A 17,245-nucleotide genomic window follows, 5' to 3' on the forward strand; every position below is an offset into this window, starting at 1 on the left:
AAAGTACAATAGTCTTTGTGCTTGAGGGACGATTGTGCCCTGAAGCTATTAATTTGTTGTAAGCGTCGACACAAAAGGTTGCGGCACGCCAGGCTGCATTGCCACAGTGGCGTGCGGGGAATTTTTGCCGAGCGAGTCATCTTTTAAAGAAGACGTTAAGGAGGTAATTTAATGGCAAGTCAAACAATTCGTATTAGACTTAAGTCTTACGAGCATGGTATTCTCGATGAATCAGCTGCTAAGATCGTAGCTACTGCAAAGAGAACTGGTGCTGAAATTTCAGGCCCAGTTCCTCTTCCAACAGAAAGAACTTTATTCACTGTTCTTCGTTCACCACACAAGAACAAGGACTCACGTGAACAATTTGAAATGCGCACTCACAAGCGTTTAATTGATATTTTGAATCCAACACCTAAGACTGTTGATTCATTAATGAAGCTTGATCTTCCAAGTGGCGTAGACATCGAAATTAAACTGTAATTTAAATAGAAAGAGGTGTAATCATGACCAAAGGAATCTTAGGAAGAAAAGTTGGTATGACTCAAATCTTTACTAAAGATGGTGCCTTAGTTCCTGTAACTGTTGTTGAAGCAACTCCTAACGTTGTTATGCAAGTTAAGACTGTTGAATCAGATGGTTACGAAGCTGTTCAATTGGGTTACCAAGACAAGCGTGAAGTTTTGAGCAACAAACCAGAAAAAGGTCATGCTGATAAAGCAAAGACTTCGCCTAAGCGCTTCATTCGGGAAATCCGCGGTGTTGAGCTTAAGGACTATGAAGTCGGCTCAGAAGTTACTGTGGATACATTTAAGGAAGGTGACGTTGTAAACGTTACTGGTACTTCAAGAGGTCATGGATACCAGGGTAACATTAAGCGTTGGGGCCAATCAAGAGGACCAGAAACCCACGGTTCAAGATACCACAGAATTCCTGGTTCAATGGGTTCCATTATCAACCGTGTACCAAAGGGCAAACATTTGCCAGGTCACATGGGTGTAAAGAAAGTTACCATTGAAAACTTAGTAATTGAAAAAGTTGTTGCAGACAAGAACGTATTAATGATTAAGGGTAACGTCCCAGGTGCTAAAAACTCATTGATCGTTGTTAAGACTGCTTCTAAAGCTGTTAAGGCTGATAAATAGGAAGGAGGACTAGAATGGCTAATTTAAAAGTTATGGATCAAAACGGTAAAGACTCTGGTGAAGTTACTTTGAACGATAAAGTTTTTGGTATTGAACCTAACGAAAGTGTCGTTTTTGAAGCAATCATTAGACAAAGAGCCGGTAAGCGTCAAGGTACCTCAAAGGTAAAGAATAGATCTGCTGTTCGCGGCGGTGGTAAGAAGCCTTGGAGACAAAAGGGTACTGGTCGTGCTCGTCAAGGCTCTATCAGAGCTCCACAATGGCGTGGTGGTGGTACAGTATTTGGCCCAACTCCTCGTTCATATGCATACACAATGCCAAGAAAGCAACGTCGTTTGGCTATTAAGTCAGTTCTTTCCCAAAAGTTGATTGACAATGACTTGATCGTTTTAGATAAGTTGACTATGTCAGCTTCTAAGACCAAGGATTTAGTATCAATGTTAAGTAGCTTAAATGTAGATGGTAAAGTATTAGTTGTTTCAGATGACAACAATGTACAACTTTCTGCAAGAAACTTGGCTAAGGTTAAGGCTGTTCCAGTTAATGGCTTGAATGTTGAAGATGCTGTTAACTACGACAAGTTAATCTTAACTCAAGAGGCTGTTAAGAAGATTGAGGAGGTTTTGGCTTAATGAACGCACGCGATATCATTTTAAGACCTGTCATTAATGAAAAGTCCACGAACTTAATGGATGATAAGAAGTACACATTCGACGTGCTTTTAACTGCAACCAAGACACAAGTTCGCAACGCTGTTGAAGAAATCTTCGATGTTAAAGTTAAGAGCGTTAACATTATGAACGTTCGCGGCAAGGACAAACGAGTTGGCCGGTACACCGGTAAGACTGCTCGTCGTAGAAAGGCTATCGTTACTTTAACTAACGATTCAAACGACATCAAGATTTTCCAAGACGAAGATAAAGAAGACAACAAGTAATAGGAGGTCAGTCAATTGGCTATTAAGATTTACAAGCCAACCACGAATGGTCGTCGTCATATGACTTCTTCCGACTTTGCTGAGATTACCAAGACTAAGCCTGAAAAGACTTTGCTTGAATCACAATCACACACTGCAGGTCGTAACTCATATGGTCATATCACTGTAAGACACCGTGGTGGTGGTCACAAACAAAAATACCGTATCATCGACTTTAAGCGTAACAAGGATAATGCTAAAGCAGTTGTAAAGGCTATCGAATATGATCCAAACAGAACTGCTAACATTGCTTTGCTTCACTACACTGATGGTATTAAAGCATATATCTTAGCTCCTAAGGGCTTAAAGGTTGGCGATATCGTTGAATCAGGCGATATGGCAGACATCAAGCCAGGTAATGCTTTAGAGTTAAAGAACATCCCAGCAGGTACTTCAATTCACAACATTGAATTAAGACCTGGCAAAGGTGGTCAACTTGTTAGAAGTGCTGGTGCTTCAGCTCAAATTTTGGGTAATGATGGTAACTACACTTTAGTAAGATTGCAAAGTGGCGAAGTTCGCAAGATTTTGTCAACTTGTCGTGCTACTATTGGTATTGTTGGTAATGAACAACATTCATTGATCCAATTAGGTAAAGCTGGTCGTAAGCGTTGGTTGGGCAAGCGTCCACAATCACGTGGTTCTGTAATGAACCCTAACGATCACCCACATGGTGGTGGTGAAGGTAAGGCTCCAGTTGGTCGTCCACAACCTATGACTCCATGGGGTAAGAAGGCACGTGGTATTAAGACTAGAAATACCAAGAAGGCCAGCGAGAAGTTAATCATTCGTCACCGTAAGGGTAGCAAGTAATAGAAGGAGGGTTAATTAATGAGCCGTAGTATTAAAAAAGGTCCTTTTGCTGATGCATCATTATTAAAGAAGGTTGATGCACAAGCAGATGCAGATAAGAAGCAAGTCATTAAGACTTGGTCACGTCGTTCAACTATTTTCCCTTCCTTTGTTGGTTTGACTATAGCTGTTTACGATGGTAGAAAACACGTTCCAGTATATATTACTGAAGACATGGTTGGTCATAAATTAGGTGAATTTGTTCCAACGAGAACTTTCCATGGACACAGATCCACTGAAGATAAAGCCACCACAACACAAGCTTAGAGGAAGGAGAAACATCTAAATGGCAGAACAAATTAGTTCAGCTAAGGCTGAATCAAGAACTGTTCGCATCGCTCCAAGAAAAGCTCGTTTAGTCGTTGACTTAATTCGTGGCAAGAGCGTTGCTGAAGCATTAGCAATCTTAGAATTTACGCCTAGAGCTGCTTCCCCAATCGTTGAAAAGGTTTTACGTTCAGCTATTGCTAACGCAGAACACAACTACGATCTTGAAAGTGCTAACCTTTACGTATCAGAAGCGTACGTAAACGAAGGTGCAACTTTAAAGAGATTCCGTCCCCGTGCTAAGGGTATGGCTTCTCCAATTAACAAGAGAACCAGTCACGTAGTTGTAGTAGTTTCAGAAAAGAACGATTAAGGGAGGTATATTAATGGGTCAAAAGATTAACCCAAACGGTTTTCGTCTCGGTGTCATCCGTGATTGGAAATCAAAATGGTATGCTGACAAAGGATACAAAGAAACTTTAAACGAAGACCTTCGTATCAGAAAGTTTATCTCAGAAAAATTGAAGGAATCTTCAGTATCCACTGTTGAAATTGAACGTGCAGCTAACAGAATTAACATTTCAATTCATACTGCTAAGCCAGGTATGGTAATTGGTAAAGGTGGTTCTGAAGTTGAAGCTTTAAGAAAACAATTAAACGCTTTAACTGGTAAGCAAGTTCACATTAATATTGTTGAAATTAAGAAACCAGATCTTGATGCTGAATTAGTAGCAGACGGTATTGCTCGTCAACTTGAAGCTCGTATTGCTTTCAGACGTGCTATGCGTCAAGCTACCCAAAGATCTATGCGTGCTGGTGCCAAGGGTATCAAGGTTCAAACCTCAGGTCGTTTGAACGGTGCCGACATGGCAAGAAGAGAATGGCACACAGAAGGTCGTGTTCCATTACAAACTTTGAGAGCTGATATTGATTACGCTTGGGTAAATGCTTTCACTACTTATGGTGAAATTGGTGTTCAAGTTTGGATCAATCGTGGCGAAATCTTACCAACTCGTAAGAATAAGCCAGCTTCAAAGCCAGCGAAGGGAGGAAATAGATAATGCCTTTAGTACCAAAGCGAGTAAAACACCGTCGTGAATTCCGTGGTAAGATGCGTGGTGCTGCTAAAGGTGGTAAGTATATCGCCTTTGGTGAATACGGTCTTGAAGCCCTTGAATCACACTGGATCACTAACCGTCAAATTGAAGCAGCCCGTGTTGCTATGACACGTTACATGAAGCGTGGCGGTAAAGTTTGGATTAGAATTTTCCCTCAAAAGTCATACACTGCTAAAGGTGTAGGTGTACGTATGGGTTCTGGTAAAGGTGCACCTGCAGGTTGGGTAGCTGTAGTAAAGAGAGAAAAGATTTTATTTGAAATTGGTGGCGTTTCTGAAGAAGTTGCTCGTGAAGCTTTAAGACTTGCTTCAACTAAGTTGCCAATCAAGACTAAGTTTGTAACTAAAAGTTCGGAAGTAGGTGGCGAATCTAATGAAGGCTAAAGATATCAGAGCATTAACCACTGATGAAATGTTAGAAAAAGAAAAGCAATACAAAGAAGAACTCTTTAATTTGCGTTTCCAACAAGCAACGGGTCAATTAGAAAATACCGCTCGTTTGAGCAAAGTCCGCAAGAATATCGCCAGAATTAAGACTATTCTGAGCGAAAAAGCGTTAGAAAACAATTAGTGGAAGGGAGCTATTAACTTGAGCGAAACAAACGAAAGAAATCGTCGTCACGTATATCAAGGTCGTGTGGTTTCTGATAAAATGGACAAGACTATTGTAGTTGTTGTTGATACTTACAAGAACCACCCTGTTTACAACAAGCGTTTTAGATACTCAAAGAAGTACTACGCACAAGACGAAAATAACGAAGCTAAAGTTGGCGATACTGTACGTATCATGGAAACCCGTCCATTATCTCGTAAGAAACGCTTCCGTTTAGTAAAGATTGTTAAGAAATCTGTTTAATTTGCGGATTTAGTGAGGGGAGGATTACACAGTGATTCAAAACGAATCCCGTTTAAAAGTTGCTGATAACTCTGGTGCCAGAGAACTTTTAGTTATTAGAGTTTTAGGTGGATCTAAGCGTAAAACTGGTAACATTGGTGACATCGTGGTATGTACTGTTAAGCAAGCAACACCAGGTGGCGTTGTCAAAAAGGGCGACGTTGTAAAAGCTGTAATTGTTAGAACAAAATCAGGTGCACGTCGTGAAGATGGTTCATACATCAAGTTCGACGAAAATGCTGGCGTAATTATCAATGCAGATAAGAGCCCACGTGGTACTCGTATCTTTGGGCCAGTTGCACGTGAGTTACGTGAGCAAGACTTTATGAAGATCGTCTCTCTTGCTCCTGAAGTCTTATAATTGATAGTGAGGTGCACTGATGTTCGTTAAAATTGGTGACAAAGTAAAAGTTATTGCCGGAAAAGATAAAGGTAAAGAAGGTACTGTTCTTTCTGTTAACGTTAAAAAGAACCGCGTAGTTGTTAAGGGCGTTAACAAGATCAAGAAGCACCAAAAGCCTTCACAAACTAACGCTAATGGTGGTGTAGTTGAATCAGAAGGTTCAATTCATGCATCAAACGTTAAGGTTATTAGTAAAAAAGAAGATAAGTAGGAGGGAGGACACACATGGCAAGTTATTTAGCTAAAGAATACAAAGAAAAAGTAGCTCCTGCATTGGCAGACAAGTTTAATTATACTTCATCTATGCAAATTCCTAAGATCGACAAGATTGTTTTAAACATGGGTGTTGGTGACGCTGTTTCTAATGCCAAGAACTTGGATGAAGCTGTTGAGGAATTAACTTTGATTTCTGGTCAAAAGCCATTAATCACCAAGGCTAAGAAGTCAATTGCTAACTTCCGTTTACGTGAAGGTATGTCTATCGGTGCTAAGGTAACACTTAGAGGTGATAGAATGTATGAATTCTTGTACAAATTAATCAATGTTTCACTTCCACGTGTTCGTGACTTCCGTGGTGTATCCACTCGTTCATTTGATGGACGTGGTAATTACACTTTAGGTGTTAAGGAACAATTGATTTTCCCAGAAATCGATTTTGATAAGGTTAACCGTACTAGAGGGTTAGACATTGTTATCGTAACTACTGCCAATTCTGATGAAGAAGCTCGTGAGCTTTTAAGTCAATTTGGTATGCCGTTTGCAAGATAGTGGAGGACATTAATGGCTAAAACATCACAAAAAATCAGAAATCGTCGTCCTGCTAAGTTCTCTTCACGCGAATATACGCGTTGTGAGAGATGTGGTCGTCCACACTCTGTATACCGTAAATTCGGTTTATGCCGTATTTGCTTAAAAGAATTAGCACACAAGGGTCAAATCCCTGGTCTTAAAAAGGCTAGTTGGTAGGATTAGGATACGGTTAGGAGGATAGCTTAAATGGTCATGACAGATCCAATCGCAGATTACTTGACTAGAATCAGAAATGCCAACATGGCAAAACACGATTCAGTTGAAATTCCTGCATCAAACATTAAAAAGTCTATTTCGGAAATTTTGAAGCGTGAAGGTTTCATCCGTGATTACGAAGTTGCAGATGACAACAAGCAAGGCGTTATCAAGGTATTCTTGAAATATGGTCCAAATGGAGAACGTGTCATTTCAGGTTTGAAGCGTATTTCTAAGCCAGGTCTTAGAAATTACGTAAGCGCTGAAGACTTACCTAAAGTTCTCAATGGTTTAGGTATTGCCATCGTTTCTACTTCTTCCGGTGTTATTACTGACAAAGAAGCAAGACAAAAGAACGTTGGCGGCGAAGTAATTGCCTACATTTGGTAATACTGACAGAAAGGAGAACAATCAATGAGCCGAATCGGTTTAAAGACTATTGAAGTCCCTGACAGTGTTACTGTTACCAAGGAAGGCAACAACATTACTGTTAAGGGCCCTAAGGGTGAATTAACTAGATACTTCGATCCAAAGATTACTTTTGAACAAAAAGATGGCAAGATTAACTTCTCACGTTCAAGTGAAAATGATAAAGCACTTCACGGAACTGAAAGAGCTAATTTGGCTTCAATGATCGAAGGCGTAGTTGATGGCTACAAGAAAGATTTGAAGTTAATTGGTGTTGGTTATCGTGCACAAGCACAAGGCAACAAGATTACTTTGAACGTTGGATATTCTCATCCAGTTGTATTGACCGCACCAGAAGGTGTTTCTGTAAAGACTACATCTGCAACTGATGTTGAAGTTGCAGGTGTTTCAAAACAAGATGTTGGTCAATTTGCAGCTGAAATCCGCGCCGTACGTTCACCTGAACCTTATAAAGGTAAAGGTATTCGTTATGTTGATGAATACGTACGTCGTAAGGAAGGTAAGACTGGTAAGTAATAGTTAGTTATTTTTGAGGTGAAATTGTGATTTCTAAACCAGATAAAAACAAGTTACGCTTAAAGCGCCACAGACGTATTCGTGGCAAGATTTCTGGTACTGCTGAGCGCCCACGCTTAAGCATTTTTCGTTCAAATGAAAACATCTACGCTCAATTAATTGATGACGTAGCGGGTGTTACGCTTGCAAGCGCCTCAAGTTTGGATGAAAATATATCAGAAGATGCAACTAAGGTAGAACAAGCTACTGCTGTAGGTAAGGCTATTGCTGAAGCTGCAAAGGCTAAGAACATTTCTACTGTTGTATTATTTGATAGAAGTGGTTATTTATACCACGGCCGTATTCAAGCATTAGCTGATGCTGCTCGTGAAAACGGATTAGAATTCTAGGAAAGGAGATTAACACATGGCAAACCGCAATGATTCTCGTAATAATCGCAGAAATAAAGACGATATCGAAGATCAATTAGTCGCTATCAACCGTATTACCAAGGTTGTTAAAGGTGGCCGTCGCATGAGATTTGCTGCTCTTGTTGTTGTTGGCGACAAGAAAGGCCGTGTAGGTTTTGGTACTGGTAAAGCTCAAGAAGTCCCAGAAGCAATCCGTAAGGCTGTAGAAGACGGTAAGAAGAAAATGATCAACGTGCCTAAAGTTGGTACTACTATTCCTCATGAAGTTATTGGTCACTACGGTTCAGGTAATATTTTATTGAAGCCTGCCGAAGCTGGTTCTGGTGTTGCTGCTGGTGGTGCCGTACGTATCGTTATGGATATGGCTGGTATTTCAGACGTAACTTCAAAATCACTTGGTTCTAATACTCCAATCAATGTTGTTCGTGCAACTATTGATGGTTTGAAGAAGCTTAGAACTAGCGAAGAAGTTGAAAAACTTCGTCAACCTGAAAGAGCTTAGATTAGGGAGATCATAGATGACTGATTTAAAGATTACTTTAATTAGAAGTGCTGCTCACCGTCTACCTGAACAAAGAAAAATTGTTAAAGCTCTTGGTTTGGGTAGAGTAGATAGTACTGTTGTTCTTCCAGACAACGCTGCTACTCGTGGTGCATTATTGAAAATTGCTCACTTAATCTCTGTTGAAGAGATTACTAAATAAGATATCAAGGAGGTGCCAAATTAATGAAGCTTCATGAATTACATTCTGCTGAAGGCTCACGTCGCGCTAGAAAACGTGTTGGTCGTGGTACTTCAAGTGGTTACGGTAAGACTTCTGGCCGTGGTCAAAAGGGTCAATTAGCTCGTCAAGGCGGTCATACCCGTTTAGGTTTTGAAGGTGGTCAAATGCCATTATTCAGAACTATGCCAAAACGTGGTTTTAAGAATATAAACCGTAAAGAATACGCAATCGTAAATTTAGATGACTTAAATAAGTTCGAAGACGGCAGTGAAGTAACTGTTGCAACTCTTAAGGGAAATGGCTTGGTAAAGAAAGAATTATCAGGTGTTAAGTTACTTGGCAACGGTGAATTAAAGGTTAAGTTAACTGTAAAAGTTAATAAAGTTTCCGCAGCTGCTAAGAAAGCAGTTGAAGCCGCTGGCGGAACTGTTGAGGTGATCTAATGTTTTCGACCTTGAAGAACGCCTTTAAGGATAAAGAAATTAGAAATAAAATTTATTTCACGCTCTTTATTCTTTTGCTATACCGGATCGGCGCTAATATTACCGTTCCTGGTATTAATGTGAAGGCGATCACACAGGTTGCTCAAACTGGTTTAGTTCCAATGCTGGATACTGTATCTGGTGGTGGACTAGATAACTATTCAATATTTTCTCTAGGTGTTTCCCCGTATATTACGGCACAAATTGTTATTCAGCTGTTACAGATGGACATTGTACCAACATTAGTTGAATGGGGAAAACAGGGTGAAGTTGGACGACGTAAAACTAATCAAGTGACAAGGTATTTGACTTTAGTTGTTGCCTTTGTCCAAAGTATTGGTATTACATTAGGTTTCAACGCTTTGACTCAAATGGGTTTGGTTAAGAATCAAACACCACAAACCTATGTAGAAATTGCTATTATCATGACTGCCGGGACTATGTTGTTAACATGGTTGGGTGATGAAATTACTGATAAAGGATTAGGTAATGGTGTTTCGGTAATTATTTTTGCCGGGATTATTGCTAGATTACCTAGTGGTTTATATCAAATCTACAAAGAGGAAATTATTAATAATAGTGCCAGTGATCGTTGGCAAGGTATTTTGTTCTTCATCGCGGTTATAGTTGCAATCTTAATCGTAACCCAATTGGTTACGTGGGTTGAACAAGCTGATCGTCGTATTCCAATTCAATATACTAGAAGAGCGACGATTAGTGGTTCTGAAAGTTTTCTACCATTAAAGGTTAATGTATCTGGAGTTATTCCAGTTATTTTTGCCAGTTCTTTTATTGTTACACCGGCAACAATTTTAATGGCCTTTCAAAGAACCCAAGGCGATCAGCAATGGTTTAAGGTAATGAACCAAATTTTTAGCTTACAAACTACTCCTGGTGTTATTATCTACACTCTTTTAATTATCTTATTTACTTTCTTCTATGCTTTCGTACAGGTTAACCCTGAGAAGCTAGCAGAAAACTTACAAAAACAGGGTGCTTATATTCCTAGCGTTTGGCCGGGCAAAGATACACAGGATTATGTTTCCAAAATGTTGATTAAATTATCAACGGTAGGTTCAATATTCTTAGGTTTAGTTGCTTTATTACCTCAATTGGCCACTAACTTTTGGAATCTTCCAAGTTCCATTGGTTTAGGCGGAACAAGCCTTTTAATTGTAATTGGGGTTGTTCTTGAGTTATCTCGTCAGATTAACGGCTTGTTAATGAAAAGAGAATATGTTGGATTCATCAGATAGGAACGGATAAATGATTAACTTAATTCTTTTAGGTTTACCGGGTGCTGGTAAAGGTACAGCATCAGAGAGAATCGTCGATAAATATCACTTAACTCATATTTCAACTGGAGATATGTTTAGGGAAGCAATGGCTAATAAGACTAAAGTTGGTCTTGAAGCTAAAAGCTACATTGATAAAGGTAATTTAGTACCTGACGAAGTTACTGCTAAATTGGTTGAAGAACGTTTAAGTCAACCTGATATTAAAGAAGGTTTTATCTTAGATGGTTTTCCAAGAACTACCGTGCAAGCAGAACTCTTGGAAGGAATTACTAAGCGTTTAAAGAAGCCTTTAACAAATGTCATTGCGCTTGAAGTTGATGAAGATACTTTGATCAAGCGTTTATCAGCTCGTTATATGTGTAAAAAATGTGGCGCAACTTACAACAAGATTTCTAAGAAACCTAAAGTTGAAGGTACTTGTGATCGTTGTGGTAGTCACGAGTTTTACCAACGTGAAGATGATAAGCCAGAAGTAGTTAAGAATCGTCTTGAAGTTAATGAAAAGATGAATACACCTTTGAAAGACTTTTATCAAAAGAAAGGTTTGCTTACTGTAATTAATGGTGAACAAGCTCCAGAAAAAGTCTTTGAAGATATTGATGCGGTATTGAGTAATAATCAATAAAGAAAAATTTGTATAATTTTTTATCCGTGTTATAATTTCAAAGTATGACTGTTTAATTGCGGAGGAACAACTTTGGCAAAAGATGATGTCATTGAAGTAAAGGGTAAGGTAGTAGATACCTTACCTAATGCTATGTTTAAAGTCGAATTGAAAAATGGAGCTACTATTTTAGCTCATGTTTCCGGCAAGATTAGGATGCACTACATTCGTATTTTGCCTGGAGATCGTGTAACTGTTGAATTGTCTCCATATGATTTGACTAAAGGTAGAATTACGTATCGGTTTATAAAGTAATATAACGGAGGGAAACATGAAGGTTAGACCATCTGTTAAACCAATGTGTGAACATTGTAAAGTTATTAAAAGACATGGCCGTGTTATGGTGATTTGCTCTGCAAATCCTAAGCACAAGCAACGTCAAGGTTAATAGTAGAATAAGAGGAGGTGTAGGTTATGGCTCGTATTGCTGGTGTTGACTTACCAAGAGACAAGAGAATTGTTGTTGCATTAACATACATTTACGGTATTGGTGATGCAACTGCTAAGAAGATCTGCGCAGATTCTGGTGTATCAGAAGATGTTCGCTCAAAGGATTTAACTCCTGAAGATCAAGAAAAACTTCGTGCTGAAGTTGACAAGTACCGTGTTGAAGGTGACTTACGTCGTGAAGTAAGCATGAACATTAAGCGCTTAGTTGATATTGGTTCTTATCGTGGTATTCGTCACCGCCGTGGACTTCCAGTTCGTGGTCAAAATACCAAGAATAATGCGCGTACTCGCAAGGGTACTAAGAGAAACCGTTAATTTTATTTATAAGGAGGTTTATTGATGCCTGCAAAGAAAACAGCACGTAAGCGTCGTGTGAAGAAGCATGTTGAAAGCGGTGTGGCTCACATTCACTCAACGTTTAATAATACTTTAGTCATGATTACTGACGTTCAAGGTAATGCAGTTGCTTGGTCTTCAGCTGGTGCATTGGGCTTTAAGGGTAGTCGTAAGTCTACTCCATTTGCAGCTCAAATGGCAGCTGAGGCAGCGGCTAAGAGTGCAATGGACCAAGGTATGAAGCATGTAGAAGTTTCTGTTAAAGGGCCTGGTACTGGTCGTGAATCTGCTATTAGATCACTTCAAGCAACTGGTCTTGAAATTACTGCAATTCGTGACGTTACGCCAGTTCCCCACAATGGTTCCAGACCACCAAAACGTCGTCGTGTTTAATATTGTCCTTGATATAGGACGTTACGTTTTGAAAGGGGCCCAGTAATGATTGAATTTGAAAAACCAAATATTACCGTTGTTGAACAAGAAGATTCTTACGGTAAGTTTGTTGTTGAACCACTTGAGCGAGGCTTTGGTACTACTTTAGGTAATTCTTTGAGAAGAGTATTACTTACTTCTATTCCAGGTACTGGACTTGTTTATGTGCAAATTGATGGCGTTTTACACGAGTTCTCAACAGTTCCTGGCGTCAGAGAAGATGTAACTAAGATTATTCTGAATTTAAAGAAACTTGAATTAAAGTCTCTCTCAGATGAACAAAAGGTTATTGAATTAGACGTTGAAGGTCCTGCCACAGTAACTGCTGATGATCTTAAAGTTGATGCAGACGTTCAAGTCTTGAATCCGGATCAATACATTTGTACCATTGCTAAAGGTGGACACTTGCATATGGAACTTGCCGTAAAGAATGGTAGAGGCTATGTAACTGCAAGTGACAATAAGAGTGATGACATGCCAATTGGAGTTATTCCTGTTGATTCTCTATTCTCACCAATTAAGAAGGTTAACTACCAAGTTGAGTCTACTCGTGTTGGTAAGAGAGATGATTTTGACAAGCTCACTTTTGAAATTTGGACTGACGGTTCAATCAAGCCTAATGACGCCCTTAGTTTTGCTGCTAAAATTTTAGTTGAACACTTTAAAGTGTTTGAATCAGCTGATGCAAATACTAAATTCAGCGAAGTAATGGTGGAGAAGGAAGACGATAAGAAAGAAAAGAAGCTTGAAATGACAATTGAAGAGCTTGATCTTTCTGTTCGTTCATATAACTGCCTTAAACGTGCCGGCATTAACACTCTACAAGAGTTAACTGATAAGTCAGAATCAGATATGATGCGTGTACGTAACTTAGGACGTAAATCATTGGAAGAAGTTAAGAATAAATTAACCGACTTAGGTCTTTCACTTCGTCAAGAAGACTAAGTAGGCAAATAAAGGAGGCAAATCCATGGCATACCGTAAATTAGGTCGCGATAGTGCTCACAGAAAAGCAATGCTTAGAGAAATGACTACTCAATTAATCATGAAAGAACGCATTGTGACTACTGAAACTCGTGCTAAAGAAGTTCGTAAGACTGCTGAAAAGATGATCACTTTAGGCAAGCGCGGCGATTTAGCTTCAAGAAGAAAGGCTGCAGCATTTGTGCGTGACGAAGTAGCAGATATTCACGAAGAAAAAGATACTGTTGTTGTTAAGTCAGCATTACAAAAATTGTTCAGCGATGTAGCACCTCGTTACAAAGACCGTAATGGTGGTTACACCAGAATTTTGAAGTTAGCTATTGCTCGTAAGGGTGATGCTGCTCCAATGGTTATTCTTGAATTAGTTTAATTCAAATAATCACAACTTAATACGTATTAAGAATTATCCATGAAAGTGAGAATAAGCGTAAAGATGATGGCGCAAGCTTAGTCTAGCTTAGATGATTAGAATCATCCCTCTTCATGGGTGATTTTTTTTGCTCTTTTTTCTGTTACAATTACTATTAAGTAATTGATAAGGGGGGGAGTGAAAAAAATGGCAGACAATAGTGCCGTTGAATTTAAGAATGTGTCGTTCACATACCCAGATGCGAAAAAATCTGTTTTGCATGATGTTAGTTTTCGAATAAAAAAGGGATTATGGACAGCTTTAATTGGTCATAATGGTAGTGGTAAATCAACTATTTCTAAACTAATTAACGGATTGCTTATTCCTGATCAAAATGAAAAAAGTGAAATTAAGGTAGAAGGAATAAAACTTACACCCCAGAATGTTTGGAATATTAGGGAAAAAGTTGGGATAGTTTTTCAGAATCCTGATAATCAATTTGTAGGTGCGACTGTTGGTGATGATGTCGCTTTTGGATTAGAGAATCGTGGAGTTCCAAGAGACCAAATGTTAGATAGGGTTCAACGAGTTTTATCCGATGTAGGAATGTTGGACTATATTAATGCAGAACCTGCAAATTTATCTGGTGGTCAAAAACAAAGAATAGCGATTGCTGGAATTCTAGCTGTAGAGCCTGACGTTATTATTTTCGATGAATCAACTTCAATGTTGGATCCGAATGGACGAGAGCAGATACTAGGAATTATTAAAAAGTTAATGTTGGAGAAAAAGTTAACGATTATTTCAATTACTCATGATATTGAAGAAGCTAATTTAGCAGATGAAGTTCTTGTTTTAAATGATGGTCAAATATTAGCACAAGATATTCCAGCAGAGGTTTTTAGTAAAACTGAAATGCTGCGAGAGATAGGATTAGATATTCCCTTTACTGAAAAATTAATTAGTAAATTGGATCAAATAGGCATTAAAATTCCGCAGAATGTAAAGACGAAAGATGAGTTGAAACAATATCTATGTCAATTAAATTTGAAAAAGTAGATTATGTATATTCTCCGGAGACTTCAATGGAGAAAAAGGGGTTAGACAATGTTTCTTTTGAAATAGCTGATCATAGTTTTGTGGCATTAATAGGTCATACTGGTAGTGGTAAATCCACCATGATGCAGCATTTTAATGCTTTGTTAAAGCCGAGTACAGGAACAATTGACATTGCTGGATATCATATTACGTCAAGTACTAGTAATAAAAATTTGAAAAATCTACGTAAACAAGTTAGTTTAGTGTTTCAATTTCCAGAAGCTCAATTATTTGAGAATACTGTACTTGAAGATGTTGAGTTTGGTCCTAAGAATTTTGGCGCTAGTGAAGTAGAGGCTAAGAAGAAAGCATTAAAATGGCTAAAAAAAGTTGGTTTATCAGAAAGCATAATATCTAATTCTCCGTTTGAACTATCCGGTGGTCAGATGCGTCGAGTAGCCATTGCTGGAGTAATGGCCATAGAGCCACAAGTATTATGTTTGGATGAACCAGCAGCAGGATTAGATCCACGGGCTCGCAGAGAAATGATGCAACTATTTGTTGACTATCAAAAAGCGGGTCATACTGTGATTTTAGTAACACATAATATGAATGATGTGGCTGAATATGCAGATGATGTTTTAGTGATGGAGAATGGTAAATTAATCAAGCATGCTCGGCCAGAAGAAGTTTTTGCGGACAAGAACTGGCTCAAAAGGCATTATCTAGATGAACCTACTCCTAGTCTGTTTGCGTCAAGTTTATCTAATTTTAATTTTGAAAAAAATCCATTAATGCTTGAACAATTAGCTAATGAGATTAAAGATAATTTGTGGGGTGAAGCAAGTGAGTAAAATAATTGTGGGACGATATATCCCAGGGAATGCTCTAATTTATAAGATGGATCCTCGGGGGAAGTTATTAATCACTATTTTATTTATTTTTACCATTCTTTTGGCTAATAGCCCTATTAGTTATGGAATAATTACGCTGTTTTGTTTTTTAGCGGTTTTTACTACTAAGCTTAAAGTACGGGTGTTTTGGAATGGAGTTAAACCATTAATTGGTTTGATTTTTTTCACGGCTTTATTACAATTATTTTTTATGACTGGTGGAAAAGTTTATTGGCAGTGGTGGATTTTTACATTGTCTAGTTATGGGATTGTTAATGCAATTTATATTTTTATTCGTTTTACGCTAATTATTCTTATTTCCACAGTAATGACAGTAACTACGATGCCCCTTGAAATTGCAGATGCTATGGAGTGGTTATTAAAGCCATTGAAAATATTTAAAGTACCTGTAGATAAAATTGCTTTGGTAATCTCTATTGCATTAAGATTTGTTCCAACGTTGTTTGATGAAACCTTTAAAATTATGAATGCTCAAAGGTCTCGCGGAGCTGATTTTAATGATGGTGGATTGATTAAGCGAGCTAAGGCAATTACGCCTATCTTGGTACCATTGTTTATTCATTCATTGGAGACAGCGATAGATTTGTCAACTGCAATGGAATCACGCGGTTATCGCGGTAGCCAAGGACGGACAAAATATCGAGTTTTAAGATGGTCAAAATATGATTTGCTTGACTTAGCATATTTCATATTGTTAGTAGTATTATTATTGATTTTTAGGAACCATTAATTATGTTGACAAGATATAAAATGACAATGTCTTATGATGGACATTTATTCCATGGCTTTCAATTGCAGCCAGATCAACGTACAGTCCAAGGAACTGTTGAAGATGCTCTTAAGAAGATGACTAAAGGACAACGAGTTATCGTACAAGGCTCTGGCCGGACCGATGCGGGCGTTCATGCACTAGGGCAGGTAATTCACTTTGATTACCCAGGAAAGGCAATACCAGCCAATAAAATGATTTTAGCGCTTAATTCCATGATGCCTACTGATATTATTTTTACTGATTGTCAAATAGTTGATGAAAATTTTCATGCACGGTATTCGATTAAAGGGAAATGGTATCGTTATCGTGTCAGTTTGGATCATTTTGTCAATCCTTTTAAACGTTTTTACACGGGACATTTTCCTTATGCGCTTGATGTGAAAAAAATGCAGGAAGCTGGACGTGACTTATTAGGAAAACATGATTTTACTAGTTTTGCAGCTAGTGGTGGTCAAATTGAAGATAAAGTCAGAACAATTTATTATGTAAATATTACCAAAGACGAAAAGGAAAATGAGGTAATTTTTGATTTTATCGGTTCAGGTTTTTTATATAATATGGTACGAATCATGGTAGCCGCATTACTAGAAATTGGCAATGAGCGTCGTCCATTGCATGATCTAAAAAGAGTAATTGCAGCTAAGGATAGACAGGAAGTTCGTCAAACAGCCCATGCTAGTGGATTATATCTTTATCATGTTTTTTATGATGATGTACCACAAAAATATCGTCAAGACCGGCATTTATAATTGACTTTTATTGCAAAAGGACGTACTCTAGTATAGTATG

General features: G+C 38.4%; 33 protein-coding genes. All 33 read left to right on the forward strand.

What is annotated here, in order from left to right; translation table 11 throughout:
• The first annotated feature begins 171 nt into the window (after positions 1-171).
• The 33 genes from rpsJ to truA all read left to right on the forward strand — a co-directional run bounded on the left by rpsJ (position 172) and on the right by truA (position 17,205).
• The gene (gene rpsJ, locus ICI50_RS01690) at positions 172-480 is read left to right on the forward strand and encodes a 30S ribosomal protein S10 (protein ID WP_003549023.1); all 309 of its coding nucleotides are present in this window, start codon (positions 172-174) and stop codon (positions 478-480) included.
• Between the two features lie 23 nt (positions 481-503).
• Positions 504-1,142 carry a 50S ribosomal protein L3 gene (gene rplC / locus ICI50_RS01695; protein WP_013855336.1) on the forward strand — a complete coding sequence of 213 codons (639 nt, stop codon included), beginning with the start codon at positions 504-506 and terminating at the stop codon, positions 1,140-1,142.
• A gap of 14 nt (positions 1,143-1,156) precedes the next feature.
• The gene (gene rplD / locus ICI50_RS01700; RefSeq protein WP_013855337.1) at positions 1,157-1,774 is read left to right on the forward strand and encodes a 50S ribosomal protein L4; all 618 of its coding nucleotides are present in this window, start codon (positions 1,157-1,159) and stop codon (positions 1,772-1,774) included.
• The gene (gene rplW / locus ICI50_RS01705; RefSeq protein WP_013855338.1) at positions 1,774-2,079 is read left to right on the forward strand and encodes a 50S ribosomal protein L23; all 306 of its coding nucleotides are present in this window, start codon (positions 1,774-1,776) and stop codon (positions 2,077-2,079) included. Before rplD ends, rplW begins: the two co-directional genes overlap by 1 nt.
• Positions 2,080-2,094: 15 nt before the next feature.
• Positions 2,095-2,931 (forward strand): 50S ribosomal protein L2, encoded by an 837-nt coding sequence (rplB, locus tag ICI50_RS01710; RefSeq protein WP_013855339.1) that lies wholly within the window; start codon positions 2,095-2,097, stop codon positions 2,929-2,931.
• An 18-nt stretch (positions 2,932-2,949) separates the two neighbouring features.
• Positions 2,950-3,237, forward strand: a complete 288-nt coding sequence (gene rpsS / locus ICI50_RS01715; RefSeq protein WP_013855340.1) for a 30S ribosomal protein S19 — start codon at positions 2,950-2,952, stop codon at positions 3,235-3,237.
• Positions 3,238-3,256: 19 nt separating this feature from the next.
• The gene (gene rplV / locus ICI50_RS01720) at positions 3,257-3,610 is read left to right on the forward strand and encodes a 50S ribosomal protein L22 (RefSeq protein WP_013853500.1); all 354 of its coding nucleotides are present in this window, start codon (positions 3,257-3,259) and stop codon (positions 3,608-3,610) included.
• Between the two features lie 13 nt (positions 3,611-3,623).
• Positions 3,624-4,298: a 30S ribosomal protein S3 gene (gene rpsC / locus ICI50_RS01725; protein ID WP_013853501.1), complete on the forward strand. Its 675-nt coding sequence runs from the start codon at positions 3,624-3,626 to the stop codon at positions 4,296-4,298.
• Complete coding sequence (gene rplP / locus ICI50_RS01730; protein ID WP_013853502.1) at positions 4,298-4,738, forward strand: 50S ribosomal protein L16; 441 nt, start codon at positions 4,298-4,300, stop codon at positions 4,736-4,738. The genes rpsC and rplP overlap by 1 nt, the downstream gene beginning before the upstream one ends.
• Entirely contained in the window at positions 4,728-4,925 is a 198-nt protein-coding gene (rpmC, locus tag ICI50_RS01735; protein ID WP_003549032.1) for a 50S ribosomal protein L29, read from the forward strand. Before rplP ends, rpmC begins: the two co-directional genes overlap by 11 nt.
• Positions 4,926-4,943: 18 nt before the next feature.
• On the forward strand, positions 4,944-5,210 hold the full coding sequence (gene rpsQ, locus ICI50_RS01740) for a 30S ribosomal protein S17 (RefSeq protein WP_013853503.1): 267 nt from the start codon (positions 4,944-4,946) through the stop codon (positions 5,208-5,210).
• Positions 5,211-5,241: 31 nt separating this feature from the next.
• Positions 5,242-5,610: a 50S ribosomal protein L14 gene (rplN, locus tag ICI50_RS01745; RefSeq protein ID WP_013853504.1), complete on the forward strand. Its 369-nt coding sequence runs from the start codon at positions 5,242-5,244 to the stop codon at positions 5,608-5,610.
• Between the two features lie 19 nt (positions 5,611-5,629).
• Complete coding sequence (rplX, locus tag ICI50_RS01750) at positions 5,630-5,863, forward strand: 50S ribosomal protein L24 (protein ID WP_013853505.1); 234 nt, start codon at positions 5,630-5,632, stop codon at positions 5,861-5,863.
• 14 nt (positions 5,864-5,877) lie between these two features.
• A complete protein-coding gene (gene rplE / locus ICI50_RS01755) occupies positions 5,878-6,420 on the forward strand; it encodes a 50S ribosomal protein L5 (protein WP_054640135.1) in 543 nt (180 codons plus the stop codon).
• Between the two features lie 12 nt (positions 6,421-6,432).
• The gene (locus ICI50_RS01760; RefSeq protein ID WP_003549037.1) at positions 6,433-6,618 is read left to right on the forward strand and encodes a type Z 30S ribosomal protein S14; all 186 of its coding nucleotides are present in this window, start codon (positions 6,433-6,435) and stop codon (positions 6,616-6,618) included.
• 30 nt (positions 6,619-6,648) lie between these two features.
• On the forward strand, positions 6,649-7,047 hold the full coding sequence (rpsH, locus tag ICI50_RS01765) for a 30S ribosomal protein S8 (RefSeq protein WP_054640134.1): 399 nt from the start codon (positions 6,649-6,651) through the stop codon (positions 7,045-7,047).
• 24 nt (positions 7,048-7,071) lie between these two features.
• The gene (gene rplF, locus ICI50_RS01770; RefSeq protein WP_056940893.1) at positions 7,072-7,602 is read left to right on the forward strand and encodes a 50S ribosomal protein L6; all 531 of its coding nucleotides are present in this window, start codon (positions 7,072-7,074) and stop codon (positions 7,600-7,602) included.
• Between the two features lie 26 nt (positions 7,603-7,628).
• Positions 7,629-7,991 (forward strand): 50S ribosomal protein L18, encoded by a 363-nt coding sequence (gene rplR, locus ICI50_RS01775; protein ID WP_013853509.1) that lies wholly within the window; start codon positions 7,629-7,631, stop codon positions 7,989-7,991.
• 16 nt (positions 7,992-8,007) lie between these two features.
• Positions 8,008-8,514, forward strand: a complete 507-nt coding sequence (gene rpsE / locus ICI50_RS01780) for a 30S ribosomal protein S5 (RefSeq protein WP_013853510.1) — start codon at positions 8,008-8,010, stop codon at positions 8,512-8,514.
• A 16-nt stretch (positions 8,515-8,530) separates the two neighbouring features.
• A complete protein-coding gene (gene rpmD, locus ICI50_RS01785; RefSeq protein WP_013853511.1) occupies positions 8,531-8,716 on the forward strand; it encodes a 50S ribosomal protein L30 in 186 nt (61 codons plus the stop codon).
• A gap of 23 nt (positions 8,717-8,739) precedes the next feature.
• A complete protein-coding gene (rplO, locus tag ICI50_RS01790) occupies positions 8,740-9,180 on the forward strand; it encodes a 50S ribosomal protein L15 (protein ID WP_013853512.1) in 441 nt (146 codons plus the stop codon).
• Complete coding sequence (gene secY / locus ICI50_RS01795) at positions 9,180-10,475, forward strand: preprotein translocase subunit SecY (protein ID WP_013853513.1); 1,296 nt, start codon at positions 9,180-9,182, stop codon at positions 10,473-10,475. Before rplO ends, secY begins: the two co-directional genes overlap by 1 nt.
• Positions 10,476-10,485: 10 nt before the next feature.
• A complete protein-coding gene (locus tag ICI50_RS01800; RefSeq protein ID WP_013853514.1) occupies positions 10,486-11,142 on the forward strand; it encodes an adenylate kinase in 657 nt (218 codons plus the stop codon).
• Positions 11,143-11,214: 72 nt separating this feature from the next.
• Positions 11,215-11,436, forward strand: a complete 222-nt coding sequence (gene infA / locus ICI50_RS01805) for a translation initiation factor IF-1 (protein ID WP_013853515.1) — start codon at positions 11,215-11,217, stop codon at positions 11,434-11,436.
• Between the two features lie 16 nt (positions 11,437-11,452).
• Positions 11,453-11,569: a 50S ribosomal protein L36 gene (gene rpmJ, locus ICI50_RS01810; protein ID WP_005721621.1), complete on the forward strand. Its 117-nt coding sequence runs from the start codon at positions 11,453-11,455 to the stop codon at positions 11,567-11,569.
• Between the two features lie 26 nt (positions 11,570-11,595).
• Positions 11,596-11,946 (forward strand): 30S ribosomal protein S13, encoded by a 351-nt coding sequence (rpsM, locus tag ICI50_RS01815; protein WP_013853516.1) that lies wholly within the window; start codon positions 11,596-11,598, stop codon positions 11,944-11,946.
• 24 nt (positions 11,947-11,970) lie between these two features.
• Positions 11,971-12,360, forward strand: coding sequence for a 30S ribosomal protein S11 (rpsK, locus tag ICI50_RS01820; protein ID WP_054640131.1), 390 nt, complete (start codon positions 11,971-11,973; stop codon positions 12,358-12,360).
• Between the two features lie 45 nt (positions 12,361-12,405).
• Entirely contained in the window at positions 12,406-13,344 is a 939-nt protein-coding gene (locus tag ICI50_RS01825) for a DNA-directed RNA polymerase subunit alpha (RefSeq protein ID WP_013853517.1), read from the forward strand.
• Between the two features lie 25 nt (positions 13,345-13,369).
• Positions 13,370-13,753 carry a 50S ribosomal protein L17 gene (gene rplQ, locus ICI50_RS01830; RefSeq protein ID WP_013853518.1) on the forward strand — a complete coding sequence of 128 codons (384 nt, stop codon included), beginning with the start codon at positions 13,370-13,372 and terminating at the stop codon, positions 13,751-13,753.
• A 186-nt stretch (positions 13,754-13,939) separates the two neighbouring features.
• The gene (locus tag ICI50_RS01835; protein ID WP_013853519.1) at positions 13,940-14,791 is read left to right on the forward strand and encodes an energy-coupling factor transporter ATPase; all 852 of its coding nucleotides are present in this window, start codon (positions 13,940-13,942) and stop codon (positions 14,789-14,791) included.
• Positions 14,767-15,624 carry an energy-coupling factor transporter ATPase gene (locus ICI50_RS01840; RefSeq protein ID WP_188891839.1) on the forward strand — a complete coding sequence of 286 codons (858 nt, stop codon included), beginning with the start codon at positions 14,767-14,769 and terminating at the stop codon, positions 15,622-15,624. The genes ICI50_RS01835 and ICI50_RS01840 overlap by 25 nt, the downstream gene beginning before the upstream one ends.
• Positions 15,617-16,414 (forward strand): energy-coupling factor transporter transmembrane component T family protein, encoded by a 798-nt coding sequence (locus ICI50_RS01845; protein WP_188891840.1) that lies wholly within the window; start codon positions 15,617-15,619, stop codon positions 16,412-16,414. The genes ICI50_RS01840 and ICI50_RS01845 overlap by 8 nt, the downstream gene beginning before the upstream one ends.
• 2 nt (positions 16,415-16,416) lie before the next feature.
• Positions 16,417-17,205 carry a tRNA pseudouridine(38-40) synthase TruA gene (gene truA / locus ICI50_RS01850; RefSeq protein ID WP_188891841.1) on the forward strand — a complete coding sequence of 263 codons (789 nt, stop codon included), beginning with the start codon at positions 16,417-16,419 and terminating at the stop codon, positions 17,203-17,205.
• Positions 17,206-17,245: the final 40 nt, after the last annotated feature.

It is taken from the genome of Lactobacillus kefiranofaciens, assembly GCF_014656585.1.
Taxonomy (GTDB): Bacteria; Bacillota; Bacilli; order Lactobacillales; family Lactobacillaceae; genus Lactobacillus; species Lactobacillus kefiranofaciens.